Genomic DNA, 13,370 nt, shown 5'->3' with positions numbered 1-13,370 from the left:
ATGCTCACGGTGTGAGCGACACCGTACGCCGAAGGATCCCACGCCGGCGTACGACGGGCGGCACGGCAGCGATCGCGCGCTGCGCGTCGGGGTCGGTGATCTTGGCGCGGGGGCGACCCAGGGCGGCGCCCTGCTCGCGCTCGGCGGCGTCGATCCGCTGCCAGCCGCCGAGGTCGGTCGACTCGGGCAGTCGATCGCGGACCAGCGCCGCGGCCGAGGCCAGCGTGCCGGCCGGCTCGGGCAGCCCGGCGTCGAGGTCGTCGAGGATGGTCTCGACGGTCTCCTGGGCATCGGTCTTGTTGGTGCCGATGAAGCCGACCGGGCCGCGCTTGATCCAGCCGACGACGTACACGCCCGGCTCGACGCGGCCCTGGTGGTTCGGGACCGTCGCGGTGCGCTCGTCGAACGGCAGGTCGGCGACGGGCAGGCCGCGGTGGCCGACGGAGCGGACGACGAGGCCGGCGTCGAGGTCGAAGGTGTCGTCCGTCGCCTCGGCCCTGACGGCGCCGTCGTCGCCCACGACCAGACGGTTGCGTGCGACGCGGACGCCGGTGACGCGGCCGTCCTCGCCGAGCAGCTCGACGGGGGAGACCGCGAACGACAGCACGATGCGGCGCCTCGTCGACGCGGGGTCGACCGTCCGGGCGGCGAGGTCGCGCAGCAGCTGGCTGCGCTGGTCCTCGCCGTCGAGCAGCGCCGGGTCGCAGTCGACGACGACGTCGACGTCGTCGAGGGCGGCCAGGCCGATGAGCTCGGGGACCGTGAACGCGGCCTGGGCGGGTCCGCGGCGCCCGAGCACGACGACCTCGCGGACGCCGCTGTCGCGGAGCCGTTCGAGCGCGGCCGGGGCGAGGTCGGTCCGCTCGAGCACCTCGACCGGCCGGGTCAGGATCCGCGCGACGTCGAGGGCCACGTTGCCGTTGCCGACGACGACCGCCCGGCCCGAGGAGTTGGACGCGGCCGCCAGGGGCACGTCGAGGTCCTGCTGGTCGGGGTGGCCGTTGTACCAGCCGACGAGCGCCGTCGCCGGGACCGAGCCCGCGAGGTCCTCGCCGGGGATGCCCAGCGCCCGGTCGGCGGAGGCGCCGACGGCGTACACGACGGCGTGGTAGGTGCCTCGCAGGTCGGCGAGCGTCAGCTCGTCGCCGACCGGGGCGCCGAGGAAGTAGCGGAACCGCGGCTGCCGCTCGATCGCCTCGAACAGCCGGGTGACCAGCTTGGTCGACGCGTGGTCCGGCGCGACGCCGTGCCGGACCAGCCCGTACGGCGTCCGGAGCCGGTCGTAGACGTCGACGCCCTCGACCTCGGGGTGCTTGAGCAGCTCGTCGGCGGTGTAGAGGCCGGCCGGGCCGGCGCCGATGACGGCCACCCGGAAGGGGCCCGTCCGGGTGAGCCGGCGCTGCTGCGGCACGAGCGCGACCGGCGTCCGGTCGGCGTGCGGGAAGGCGTCGTAGTAGGCGGCGTTGAGGTCGATGAACGGCAGCTGCTTCGTGGTCAACGCGGCGTCGGGGACCATCGCGCCCACGGGGCAGGCGGTCGCGCAGGCGCCGCAGCCGACGCAGGCGGTCGCGTCGACGTACACCATCTCGGTGGTGCCGAAGCCCGGCTCACCGGGGGCGGGGTGGATGCAGTTGACCGGGCAGGCGACGACGCACGAGGCGTCGGCGCAGCACGACTGCGTGACGACATAGGCCATGGCAGCTGGTGATCGGAGTCGGCGCGGTCGTCAGACCGCGGCGGACTTCGGCTCGCTGCGGAAGCGCGACGACGGGCCGTCGATGCCCAGCGCCTTCCAGACCTGGCGGGAGACCTTGTTCATCAGGCCCAGCTCGTCGGCGAGCATGCGCACGTCGCCGAAGGTGTCGCGCAGCAGCTTGGAGGACTTGTCGGACTTCCAGTAGACCTCGCGCATGACCGACCTCGGGATGCCCAGGTCCTTCTGCATCTGGCGGCTCGGCTTCATGATCACGTCGCAGAGCGTGCGCATGATGATCGGGTAGGCCAGCGACAGGCCGAAGCGCTGCAGCTTCCCGTAGTCCTTCGAGCGCTCGACGAGGTAGGAGTGGGCGAAGCCGATGTGGCGCGCCTCCTCGGCGACGTGGATCTGCATGACCCGCTCGATGATCGGGTGCATCTCGTGACCCGAGCGGAGCACGGACTTCTGCAGGTAGTCGATCGGCTCCTCGCCCGCGAGGATGCCGAAGAAGAAGATGTTGGGGAGCGGGCCGCCGGCCAGGCACAGGAAGGGCGCGATCTTCACGAACCACTTCGGCCCGCCCTGGACGTCGACGCCGATCCGGTTCACACCCTCCTGGAACATCTGGGTGTGGTGGCACTCCTCGGTCACCTCGTGCGTGGAGTAGCGGAACTCCGCACGGTTGTTGGGCATCGCGATGAGGTGGCTCATGATGCCGCCGATCAGCACCTGCTCGAACTGCAGGCCGACCTTCATGATGTTCGCGAGGCGGTACTGGCCGATCTCGATCTGGCGCTCGAGCGGGAGCGACTTGTACCAGTCCGTGCCGCCGAGCGAGTCGATCTCCGGGAGCACCCAGCGCGGGTCGTTCGGGACGACCTCGAACTCCGGGCTGTCCCACGCGATGTCGAGGAATGCGTCGAAGTGCTGGTGCACCGAGGCCTCGGAGAGCACCTTGAGCGTCTCCTGGTAGCTGAGGCCCTCGGTCACCGGGAGGGTGTCAGGGGCGATCTCGGCGGTGCGGTCAGCGGTGGCGGTCATCGTTCCTCGATCCGTTTCATCGTCGAAAGCGGGAGCATGCACTCTGTTAGCGCAACAACATGTTGCATACATTGACCCCGGGTTTGTCAAGGAACTGGTTTCCTTTTTGAGTACTTCCACCCGGGTGGGCAGCGGGCGGAGTGACGAGGATCGCTCCCATGCCCACCGCCACGAGCCCGTCCCGCCTGCTCCCGACCGTCGCCTCCCTCGCCGACCAGACCCCCGTCGAGCGCAACCGGGTCGTCGACCTGCTCCGAGCCACCGCGATCCTCGTCGTCGTCCTCGGCCACTGGCTGATGGCCGCCGTGTACGTCGACCGCGACGGCGGCCTGCACCGCGGCGACCTGCTCGACCTCGCCGGCTGGACCCACCCGCTGACCTGGGTGCTGCAGGTGATGCCGGTCTTCTTCCTCGTCGGCGGCTACTCCAACGCGCTGTCGTGGCGCTCGGCCCGGCGTCGCGACGAGGGGTACGGCGCCTGGCTGCGCTCACGGCTGCGCCGGCTCGTGCTTCCGGTGCTCCCGCTGATGCTCTTCTGGGCGGTCGTCGCCCCGTCCGCGCACGCCGCCGGCGTCGACGCCGACCTGCTCCGGATCGCCAGCCGCGCCTCGCTCGTGCCCACGTGGTTCATGGCCGCCTACGTGGTGGTCGTCGCCGTCGCACCGCTCACGCTCCTCGCCTGGGAGCGCCTCGGCTGGTGGTCGATCGGCGGCGGCCTCGCCCTCGGCGGCCTCATCGACCTCGTCAGCGTCAGCCAGGACCTCGTCGCCGTCGGCTTCCTCAACTACGTCGTGGTGTGGAGCACCGTCCACATGCTCGGCTACGCCTGGCTCGACGGACAGCTGGCCTCGCCCGCCCGCCGGATCGCCCTCGTCGCCGTCGGCTTCGGCGTGCTCTACGTGCTCACCGTCCAGGGTCCGTACGCCGTCTCCATGGTCGGCCTGTCGACCGGTGAGATCGACAACGCCTACCCGACCCGCGTCACCCAGGGCTTCCTCGGACTGCTGCAGGCCGGGGTCGTGCTGACCCTGGAGCCGATCCTGCGCCGCCTCGTGGCCCGCCGCCGTGTGTGGGTGCTGACGGTGCTGGTCAACGCCCGGATCATGAGCATCTACCTGTGGCACCTCACGATGCTCGGCGTGCTGGTCGGCGGCTCGATGCTGCTCGACGGGTTCGGCCTGCACCGCCTGCCCGACACCGCCGGCTGGTGGGCGACCCGGCCGCTCTACTTCGCGACCCTCGCCGTCCTCACCGCCGGTGCGGTCGCGCTCGTCGGGCGCTTCGAGACCCCGGCCCCCGACCCGCGGCCCGCTCCCTCAGCGCTCCGGCCCGTGCTCGCCGTCGTCGGCACCTGCGCCGGCCTCGGGACGCTGGCCTCGATGGGGATCGCCCGCGACGGGGAGATCCTCTGGTACCTCCCGCTGGTGCCGATCGCCGCGTGCGTCCTCGGCGGTGTCCTGCGGCTGCCGTCTCAGGCCGGGGGTCGCAGATAGCCCAGCTCGCGCCAGCGGGCCAGCGACGCCACCAGGTCCGGGTGGTCGGCGCGGTCCGCTGCCCGCCCGCCCGCGACGAGGGGCGGGACGTCGGGGTCCGACCCGGCGTCGTACACGACGGTGACGCGGTTGGCCGTGGCGGCGTTGATCAGCGAGCCGAGGAGCGCGACGGGGTCGCTGCGGTCCTCGAGCGAGAGCACCTGGACGTCGGCCGGGAGCGCGGGCAGCTGGGCGGCCGGCGCGCTGGCGGTGACGACCTGGTCGACGACGAAGCCCGGCAGGTCGGTGCGGGTCGCGATCTCGATCGCCGCCGCGCCGCCGCTGCCACGCCCCACGAGCATCACCCGCGTCTGGCCGTCGCTGTCGGCCGACGCAGCCGCCAGGGCGCGGACGACGGCCTCGGCGTGACCGGAGGCGTCGCCCGACACCAGGCGCAGCCGGCCGGCGCTACGGGCCGGGGCGGCAGCGCCGGAGAGGAACGCGAGGAGGCGGTCCGGGCCGACCCGCAGGATCCGGACCGGGAGGCTGTCGTCGCCGTCGGCCAGCAGGGCCATCAGGTCGCCCAGGCCGGTCGGGGCGGCGTCCTCGTCGCTGAGCCCGGCCGTGGCCGGCGCAGGGGCTTCGGCGGCGTCCGGCAGGTCGACGGCGACATCGCGCAGGGCGGAGCCCCAGTCGTCGCCGATCGGAGCGATGCCCGAGGCGCGCAGCCCGCCGGCCCGAGCGGCCCGGCCGCCCTCGCCGGACAGGACGCCGGCGGTCAGCAGCCCTCGCATCTGGAGGCTGTCGAGTAGGCCGCCACCGGTGGTGACGTGCTCCATCAGCTCGGGGTTCGCCTCGGCGAGCTCGTTGAGATAGGTCGCGACGCCGTCGCGGTCGAGCGAGTCGGTCTCGATGAGGCCGGCGGCCACGATCGCTCCGCCCAGGCTGACCTGCGGGGCGAGGTAGCCGATCGCCTTGCCCGCGATCGAGCCGAGGGTCTGGTACGCCGCTGCCTGCAGCTCGTCGATCCAGCGGTAGGTCAGCACGGTCGCACGCAGCACGAGGGCGTCGGCGTCGAGCTCGATGGAGCGGCTGAGCAGGCCGTCCTTGCCGGTGGTCGCGGCGCGGAGCTCCTCCTCGGCGGTCGCCCAGGTCGTCTTCGACAGCTCGGCGGAGGCGGTGACCTCGGGCTCGGAGAGCACGTCGCGGCCTAGCTTGGCCCACTCCCGCATCTGGGCGCCGGCGTCGTCGAAGACGTCGGCGAGGCGCAGCATCTGGTCGTACTTGTCGGCCAGGTCGGCCGCCTGGACCGGCGTCAGCGGCTGCTCCTCGACGGGGGTCTGGTCGACGGAGGTGGTCTCGGGCCGGTTCATCGGGCTCCCTCCAGGACCGGGGCCACGACCTTGGCGAGGTCGGCCGGCTCCACCGAGCGCACCTCGAGCCGGGGCACGCCGTCGAGCTGGTGCGGACGCAGCGCCCGCCAGCCGTCGGCGAGGAGCGTCCAGGACACGACCCCGACGGTGTCGACGGCATCGCCCGACACGTCGGCGACGAGCGCCCGCAGGCGCCCCTGGGCCTCGCCGGCGAGGGACGTCAGCAGCCGGGCGACGGCGTCGTCGGGCAGCACCCCGTCGGGACCGAGCACGGCCCCGGAGTGGCGCGCTGCCAGGACCGGCAGGAGGTCGCCCCGGCCCACCCGGGTGGCCTCGGCGGCGGCGTCGGCGAGCTCGAACGGCAGGTCGACGTACGACGGGACGGTGGACGCGCCGAGTTCGACGTCCTCGCTCACGGCGGCGGCCCGGGCGAGCTCGCCGGCCCACGCGTCGATGCCGAACCAGCCGAGCTCGAAGACGATGCCGTCGACCGTGGCGAGCGACGCCACCGCGGAGCGGTCCTGGCGGTGCCAGACCTTCGCCTGCACCCCCGCCATCCGCAGGTCGATGTCGACCGCCGTCCGCGGCGCGGCGAGGAGGCCGATCGCACCGGCGAGCCCCGGGTCGAGGACGCCGTCGGTGAGCAGACCGCGGCGGGTGAGGGCGTCGCCGGGGTCGTGGAGGGCGGCGACGACGGCGCGGTAGGACTGGTCGTCGGTCGTCGTGGGGCTGCTGCCCAGGCGGGACTGCATCGCGTCGGCGGCCACCGGCTCCGCGACGTCGAAGGGCAGCGGCGCGTCACCGGCCAGGGCGGCCGCGTGCTGGAGCTCCCTGAGGGTCACGCCGATGCGGCGGGGCGCTGCGTCGAGCGGCTGCGCAGGCCGGTTGTCGTCCAGCGTCGCGACGGTCGTCAGGTCGATGGTCGGCACGGGCGTCAGTGCTCCAGTCCGGGGAGGTCGACGGAGAGCCAGTCGCGGTGGCCGGGCGGTGGGGCCACGAAGGCGGCGAGCGCCTCGTCGTGGGGGTCCGGGGTGATCTGCGGGCCGTCGGAGCGTTCGTTGCGGGCGGCGATCGCGTCGATGCGCGCCTGCGCGTCGGCGACCTTCGCCGAGACGCGGGCCTCGATGGCCGCGATCTCCTCCGCGGTGGTGTCGACCGCCTCGGCGTGGTCGGCCAGCGCGTCGGCGGCCGAGACGTGACGGTCCGCGGCGATGCGCAGGTGGCGGGCACGCTCGGTGACGCGCTCGCGCATCGCCTCGGCGGCGCGTCCGCTCCAGCCGAGCCCGTCGACGCGGGCCACCAGCTCGTCCGCGAGCGCCCGCACGTCCGCGCCCTGGTCGCGCAGCGCGGAGACGCGACGCCTGATCAGCTCGGTGTCGCCGTACATGAGTCGCGCCCTTCCCCCGAAAACTGTGGCGCAAACCTCTCGTTTGCGCAGCGGACCAGGAGCCAGAGTGCCATGATCGCCGGGAACCTTCTCAGCCGGAGTGAGCGATGTCGGACGCAGGCCAACCCCCGCCGTACCCAGGACAGGGCCGTCCGGCCGGTCCGGGCTTCGACCCGTCCTCGGCGCCGACCCAGGTCGGACCGCCTGCCGCCCCGCCGGCCGGTGCCGTCCCGCCACCGCCCGTCGTACCCCCGCCGCTCGCGCCGCCGCCCTACGGCCAGCAGCCCTGGGGGCCGCCTCCGCCGCGGCGCGGGGGAAGCCGGGTCGGCCTCGTCGTCGGGCTGGTGGTCCTCGTGCTGCTGCTCGCCGCGGGCGGTGGGGTCGCGGCCTTCCTCCTGCTGCGCGACGACGACTCCGGCGACACGACGTCGTCGAGCAGTGACGATCCGTCCGACGAGCAGTCGGACGAGCCGTCGGACGAGCCCACGCCGACGACCCTCGACCCGGTCACCGTCGAGAGCGACCTGGTCGCCGTCTCGGAGGAGGTGTTCCCCTCGTCCGCCGAGACCGGGACGGTGAGCGCGCTCAGCTGGAGCACGGCACCCGACAACCTCGACGGCGACCAGCGCCGGGAGCTCACCGGCGCCGCCCGCGCCGGCGCGACCGAGTGGCAGGTGGTCAGCCACACGGGGATGCACACCTACTCCCTCTACGTCGAGCACATCGCCACCGACTACGCCGCCGCTCGCGGCGAGGTCGGGTGCGATCCGACCGTGGAGGGGTCCTTCTGCGAGGTGCACACCACCCCCGCGGGAGCCACGGCCTACGAGTCGGTCTACACCTACGACGGCGGGGGCGGGCACTACGTGTGGATCCCCGGGGACGCCGCGTCGGGGCGTCCCGAGGTCACCGTCAGCGAGTCCGTCGGGGAGCTGGAGGGCGAGCCGGGCGACGAGGAGCTCATCGGCCTGACGGACATCTCCGTCGAGTCCATGCTGGCGGCGCTGGACGACCCGCGGCTGCTGGTGCTGCCGCCTGAGGTGCTCCCGCCGCTGCCGAGCTTCGCCGCCTGCGTCTACACGTCCTCGCCGCCGAGCACCTGCCCGGCAGGCCTGGAGTAGCCGGGCGTCAGAGCGCGCCGTCGAGCCGGTCGAGCGCGGCGACGATGTCGTCGGTCGCGCCGGCGAAGCTGAAGCGCAGGAAGTGGCCGCCGTCGACGGTGTCGAAGTCGATGCCCGTCGCCACGGCGACACCGGTGCGGGCCAGCAGGTCGCGGGCGTAGGCCATCGAGTCCTGCGTCAGGTGCCGCACGTCGGCGTACGCGTAGAACGCGCCGTCGGCCGGGGCCAGCTCGGTGATGCCGAGCCGGGGGAGTCCCTCCAGCAGGACGGCGCGGTTGTGGGCGTAGCGCTGCACGTGGCCGTCGAGCTCGGCGTACGACGTCGGGTCGAACGCCGCGAGCGCCGCATGCTGGGCGAGGACGGGCGGGCAGATGCTGAAGTTGCCGGTCAGCACGTCGACGGGGCGACGCAGCCGCTCCGGAGCGAGCATCCAGCCCAGGCGCCAGCCGGTCATCGAGAAGTACTTCGAGAACGAGCCGAAGACGACCGCCTCGCGGGAGGTCTCCCAGGCGCAGCCGGCGCTGGCTCCGGCGTACTGGATGCCGTGGTAGATCTCGTCGGAGACCAGCTGGACCTGGTGGTCCTCGCACCAGCGGGCGATCGCGGCGAGCTCCTCCGGCTGCAGCATGGTGCCCGTCGGGTTGGCGGGGCTCGCGACCACGAGGCCGTCGAGCGGCTGCCGCGCATGGGCCTCGTCGAGCTGCTCCACCGTGGGCTGGAAGCGGGTCTCCGGGCCGGTCGCGATCTCGACCACCTCGCAGCCGAGGGCGGCGAGCACGTTGCGGTAGCAGGGGTAGCCGGGGCGTGCGATCGCGACGCGGGCGCCGGTGTCGAAGGCCGCGAGGAAGGCGAGCAGGAAGCCGCCGCTGGAGCCGGTGGTGACCACGACGTCCTCGGCCGCCACCTCGATGCCGTAGCGGCTGCGGTGGTGGCCGGCGATCGCCTCGCGCAGCTCGAGGATGCCGGTGGCGGTGGTGTAGCCGAGCGGGTCGCCGGTGTTGAGCAGGCGGACCGCCTCGGCGGTGACGGGCGCGGGTGCGCCGGTGCTGGGCTGGCCCGCCACGAGGTTGAGCAGGTCGCCGTGCGTGCGCTGCCGCTCGGCCGCCGCGGCCAGGAGGTCCATGACGTGGAAGGGCGGGACGTTCGCCCGGGTGGCGGCGGTGAGGCGGTCGGTCACGGGGTCGAGGGTAGGCGGCGGTGGTGAGTTTTCTCGTCCAAGGACGGGAGAATCACCGGCCGGCCGGTGAAACTCACGGTTGGACGACGAAGTTTCATCGTCCAACCGTGAGTTCTCTCGTCCAAGGGCGGGAGAATCACCGGCCGGCCGGTGAAACTCCCGCGGCGTGGCGACCCGCCCGCCGCCCGAAGAACGACCCCTCCCCGAGCTGCGTGCCGGAGCAGTACCCGTTGCCGTCCTGGGCGATATTGGACGCGCAGGCGCCGGCGGCGTACAGGCCGGGCACGACCGTGCCATCGGTACGACGGACCTCGCCGTCGACCGTCGTGGCCATGCCGCCGATGGTGAAGCCGGCGTAGAGCGCCTTGCCGAGCGAGAGGTCGAGGACCGCCCACGGGCCGGCCGTCTGCGGGGCGATCCAGTCGGGGTGCTTGTGGAAGTCGGGGTCCTCGCCGGCGGCGGCGTGCTCGTTGTAGCGCTCGACGGTCTTGACCAGCGTGCCCGGGGCCATGTCGAGGCCGTCCTCCATCTCCTCGAGGGTCTCGAAGCCGTCCTTGAGCGGCACCAGCGGCATGTGGTCCTCGCCGAGGTGCTCGCTGTCGACGATGAGATAGGCGACGGCGTCCGGCTGCTGCAGCACGTGGTACGACGTCCGCGCGTGGTAGCTGTCCTCGGCGACGAAGCGCTGGCCGTCCTTGTTGACGATGATCCCCTTGCAGCGCGAGGACGGCGGGTAGAAGGGGGCCGTGATGAACGGCTCCTCCATGTTCTCCAGGGCTGCCCCGACGGACTCGCCGAGGCGGATGCCCAGCCCGTCGTCGTACGTGGAGCCGAGGGTGAACAGGTTGACCCCGAGCGCGGGCGTGTAGCGGGCGACCATGTCGGCGTTCATGACGAAGCCGCCGGCGGCGATCACCACGGAGCCGGCGCGGACCAGGCCGGTCCGCTCGAAGGACTTCCAGGCGAGGCCGACGACCGCACCGGTCGCGGGGTCGCCGTCGACGACGAGGTTGGTCGCGCCGGTCTCGTAGCGGACCTCGACGCCGGCCTCCTCGACGCGCGAGCGGAGCAGGTCCATCACGATCCTGGTGCCCTCGGTGTCCCCGGGGACGGGGACCTTGTGCCCGCGCGGCGCGGGCGCGACCTGGTCGCGGTAGGGCCAGACCTTCTCGTTGCCGGTGAACATCAGACCCTCGGTGCCGGGCTGGATGACGGCCTTGCCGGGGAAGTACGAGCGCTCGAACTGGAAGCCCAGGGACTCGAGCCAGTCGAAGTGGGCGACCGATCCCTCGCAGTAGGCGCGGATCTTGACCTCGTCGGGGTCCTTCGTCGACGCCATCAGGTAGCCGACCATCGCCTCGACCGAGTCCTCGTGGCCGGTGGCCTCTTGCACCGCCGTACCGGCGCCGAGGTAGAAGTGCCCGCCCGACATCGACGAGGTGCCGCCGTGCACGGCGGCCTTCTCGAGGAGCAGCACCCGGGCGCCGGCGCGGGCGGCCTCGAGGGCGGCGCAGCCGCCGGCGATCCCGAAGCCGACGACGACCACGTCGAAGCTCTCGGCGTCGGGCGGGAGGTCGCTCGCGGGCAGCACGGCGGGAATCGCCAGACCGGCGGGGAGGTTGCTGTCGGCACTCGTCACAGGATCAATTTAGAACACGTTCTACCGATAGACTAGGCCCCCGCCACCCGACGAAAGCCGAGTGACAATCGCATGACGTTCGACGTCCACCAGCTCGACACCTTCCTGCTGATCGGCGCCGCAGTCACGTTCCTCGCCGTCCTGGCGGTCCGGATGTCCTCCGGGGTGGGCCTCCCGAGTCTTCTCGTCTACCTCCTGATGGGCGTCGCGCTCGGTGAGTCCGGCGTCGGCATCACCTTCGAGGACGCGCAGCTCGCGCACGCGCTCGGCTTCGGAGCGCTCGCCGTCATCCTCGCCGAGGGCGGCATCACCACGAACTGGCGGGACGCGCGCCCGGCCATGCGGATGGGCCTCTCCCTCGCGACGATCGGCGTGCTCGTCTCGGTCGGCGTGATGGCCCTCGGCGCCCACTTCGTCCTCGGGCTGTCGTGGGAGCTGGCGATCCTCCTCGGCGCGGTCTGCTCGCCCACCGACGCCGCCGCCGTCTTCTCCGTGCTGCGCGTCGTCCCGCTGCCGAAGCGGGTCACCGGCGCCCTGGAGGCCGAGTCCGGCCTCAACGACGCGCCGACCGTCGTCCTGGTCACCCTCGTCGCGTCGGGCGCCGTCGGCGACCACGGCCTGCTCGGCACCACCGGCATCGTCGTCTACGAGCTCGTCGCGGGCGTCGCGTTCGGCCTCGCCGCCGGCTTCGGCGGCGCGTGGGTCATGCGCCGGGTCGCGCTGCCGTCGTCCGGCCTCTACCCGATCGCCGTCCTCTGCCTCACCCTCATCGGGTACGGCGCCGCGGCGGCCGTCCATGCGAGCGGGTTCGCCGCCGTGTACGTCGCCGCGCTGGTCCTCGGCAACGCCGACCTCCCGCACCGGGCGACCACCCGGTCGTTCGTCGAGGGCCTCGCCTGGCTGGCGCAGATCGGCCTGTTCGTGATGCTCGGCCTGCTGCTGTCGCCGGGCCGCATCGACTGGGCGGTGATCGGCACCGCCGTCCTGGCCGGCACGATCCTCACCGCGATCGCGCGTCCGCTGTCGGTCGTGGTCAGCGCGGTGGTGCGGCCGATGCCGTGGAACGAGCTCGGCTTCCTGTCGTGGGCCGGCCTGCGCGGCGCGGTCCCCATCGTGCTCACCACGATCCCGCTGGCCGAGGGCGTCGACGGCGCCACCCGGCTCTTCGACATCGTCTTCGTGCTGGTGGTGCTCGACACCCTGATCACCGCGCCGACGCTGCCGTGGGTGGCGCGGGTGCTGCGCGTGACCCGGCGCTCCGAGCCACGCGGCTTCGACCTCGAGGCCGCGCCCCTGGAGAAGGTCGCCGCCGACCTGCTCCAGGTGACGATCAGCCCCGCGTCGAAGCTGCACGGCGTCGAGGTCGGCGAGCTGCGGCTGCCCGTCGGGGCCAATGTGTCGATGATCGTGCGCGACGGGCAGGCGATGGTGCCGGAGCGTCGTACCGTCCTCCGCCACGGCGACGACCTGCTCGTCGTCACGCCGCGCAAGCTGCGGGAGGCGACCGAGCAGCGGCTGCGCCAGGTCAGCGCGGGCGGCCGGCTCGCGCAGTGGCTGGGCGACGACGAGCGACGCCGCGAATGACGCTCAGGACAGGTCGTCGGGGTTGCTGCTCAGCGGCGGCGTGCAGACGTAGCTGTCCTTCTGGGCGGTGACCGTCGGCCGGCCCTTGCGGACCTTGTCGAAGCGCTTGCCGACGACGATCGTCACACCGGGGTAGCCGGAGGGCTGGTCGACGATCTCCACGTCGTCGCCGAGGTACGACGCCAGCAGGATCGCCGCCGGGTCGCCGGGGTCGCTCGCCCACACCTGCGCGGAGACCGGGCCGGTGTTGGCCGGGGCGTTGCCGGTGTCGCCCTCGCTGAACCCGAAGGCGACCAGCTTGCCCATCGTCTGCCCGGCGAGGCCGTTGCCGCCGCCGGCGTTGAGGACGGTGACCATGACCTGCGGCGGGGCGACGTCCTCGCCGGCCGCGATCAGGGTGTCGGTGCAGGGCGCCGCCTCGACCTTCTCCGGGAACGGCTCGGTGACGCGGTTCCACGCCCAGGCCAGCCCGGCGAGGAACACCACGGCCAGCACGGCGAGCGTGATCGCCGACCGGTTGCCCTCCTTGAGGTCGAGCCCGTCCATCACCCCTCCATCCGGATCACGCGCGCGTGGAGGACGTTGCGCTGCTGCAGGGCCGCCCGCAGCGCGCGGTGCAGCCCGTCCTCCAGGTAGAACTCCTCCCTCCACAACACCACGTGGGCGAAGAGGTCACCGTAGAAGGTGGAGTCCTCGTCGAGCAGCGACGACAGCTGCAGCGTGTCCTTGGTCGTCACCAGCTCGTCGAGGCGGACCTGGCGCGGGGGCACGGCTGCCCACCCCTTCGAGGTGAGGCCGTGGTCGGGGTAGGGACGCCCGACCCCCACGCGCTTGAAGATCACGGATCCGGATTCTACGGGGGCGGCGGGCACCTCCCGGC

12 protein-coding genes are annotated in these 13,370 nt (G+C 73.0%); 3 read left to right on the top strand and 9 right to left on the bottom strand.

Features of this window, described 5'->3' with window-relative positions:
* Positions 1 to 4 precede the first annotated feature (4 nt).
* Together BJ993_RS07250 and BJ993_RS07245 are read right to left on the bottom strand one after the other, a co-directional pair.
* Positions 5 to 1,696 carry an FAD-dependent oxidoreductase gene (locus BJ993_RS07250; RefSeq protein WP_179648241.1) on the bottom strand — a complete coding sequence of 564 codons (1,692 nt, stop codon included), beginning with the start codon at positions 1,694 to 1,696 and terminating at the stop codon, positions 5 to 7.
* A gap of 30 nt (positions 1,697 to 1,726) precedes the next feature.
* Positions 1,727 to 2,737, bottom strand: a complete 1,011-nt coding sequence (locus tag BJ993_RS07245; RefSeq protein WP_179648240.1) for an AurF N-oxygenase family protein — start codon at positions 2,735 to 2,737, stop codon at positions 1,727 to 1,729.
* A 158-nt stretch (positions 2,738 to 2,895) separates the two neighbouring features.
* Here BJ993_RS07245 and BJ993_RS07240 point away from each other — a divergent pair, with 158 nt between their 5' ends.
* The gene (locus BJ993_RS07240; RefSeq protein ID WP_179648239.1) at positions 2,896 to 4,230 is read left to right on the top strand and encodes an acyltransferase family protein; all 1,335 of its coding nucleotides are present in this window, start codon (positions 2,896 to 2,898) and stop codon (positions 4,228 to 4,230) included.
* Here BJ993_RS07240 and BJ993_RS07235 read toward each other — a convergent pair.
* From BJ993_RS07235 to BJ993_RS07225, 3 genes are read right to left on the bottom strand one after another with little or no spacing between them, the layout of a single operon-like run.
* Entirely contained in the window at positions 4,209 to 5,582 is a 1,374-nt protein-coding gene (locus BJ993_RS07235; protein ID WP_179648238.1) for a hypothetical protein, read from the bottom strand. The two genes, BJ993_RS07240 and BJ993_RS07235, sit on opposite strands and share 22 nt — an antisense overlap.
* Positions 5,579 to 6,511 (bottom strand): hypothetical protein, encoded by a 933-nt coding sequence (locus BJ993_RS07230; RefSeq protein ID WP_179648237.1) that lies wholly within the window; start codon positions 6,509 to 6,511, stop codon positions 5,579 to 5,581. The genes BJ993_RS07235 and BJ993_RS07230 overlap by 4 nt, the downstream gene beginning before the upstream one ends.
* 5 nt (positions 6,512 to 6,516) lie before the next feature.
* Positions 6,517 to 6,969, bottom strand: coding sequence for a putative T7SS-secreted protein (locus tag BJ993_RS07225; protein ID WP_179648236.1), 453 nt, complete (start codon positions 6,967 to 6,969; stop codon positions 6,517 to 6,519).
* Between the two features lie 107 nt (positions 6,970 to 7,076).
* Here BJ993_RS07225 and BJ993_RS07220 point away from each other — a divergent pair, with 107 nt between their 5' ends.
* A complete protein-coding gene (locus tag BJ993_RS07220; RefSeq protein ID WP_179648235.1) occupies positions 7,077 to 8,090 on the top strand; it encodes a hypothetical protein in 1,014 nt (337 codons plus the stop codon).
* Positions 8,091 to 8,097: 7 nt separating this feature from the next.
* Here the strand turns inward: BJ993_RS07220 and BJ993_RS07215 are convergent, their stop codons facing one another.
* Positions 8,098 to 9,267, bottom strand: a complete 1,170-nt coding sequence (locus BJ993_RS07215) for a pyridoxal phosphate-dependent aminotransferase (RefSeq protein ID WP_308645508.1) — start codon at positions 9,265 to 9,267, stop codon at positions 8,098 to 8,100.
* A gap of 136 nt (positions 9,268 to 9,403) precedes the next feature.
* Positions 9,404 to 10,906: an FAD-binding protein gene (locus tag BJ993_RS07210; protein WP_308645507.1), complete on the bottom strand. Its 1,503-nt coding sequence runs from the start codon at positions 10,904 to 10,906 to the stop codon at positions 9,404 to 9,406.
* Positions 10,907 to 10,978: 72 nt separating this feature from the next.
* Between BJ993_RS07210 and BJ993_RS07205 the strand changes: the two genes are divergently transcribed.
* A complete protein-coding gene (locus BJ993_RS07205) occupies positions 10,979 to 12,490 on the top strand; it encodes a potassium/proton antiporter (RefSeq protein ID WP_179648234.1) in 1,512 nt (503 codons plus the stop codon).
* 3 nt (positions 12,491 to 12,493) lie between these two features.
* On the opposite strand, the gene BJ993_RS07200 is transcribed toward BJ993_RS07205, so the two are convergent.
* Complete coding sequence (locus BJ993_RS07200) at positions 12,494 to 13,036, bottom strand: LytR C-terminal domain-containing protein (RefSeq protein WP_179648233.1); 543 nt, start codon at positions 13,034 to 13,036, stop codon at positions 12,494 to 12,496.
* Entirely contained in the window at positions 13,036 to 13,332 is a 297-nt protein-coding gene (locus BJ993_RS07195) for a type II toxin-antitoxin system VapB family antitoxin (RefSeq protein WP_036548984.1), read from the bottom strand. Before BJ993_RS07195 ends, BJ993_RS07200 begins: the two co-directional genes overlap by 1 nt.
* Positions 13,333 to 13,370 lie beyond the last annotated feature (38 nt).

The organism is Nocardioides aromaticivorans (genome assembly GCF_013408525.1).
GTDB classification, from domain to species: domain Bacteria; phylum Actinomycetota; class Actinomycetes; order Propionibacteriales; family Nocardioidaceae; genus Nocardioides; species Nocardioides aromaticivorans.
This window is presented reverse-complemented; position numbering and strand designations above follow the sequence as displayed.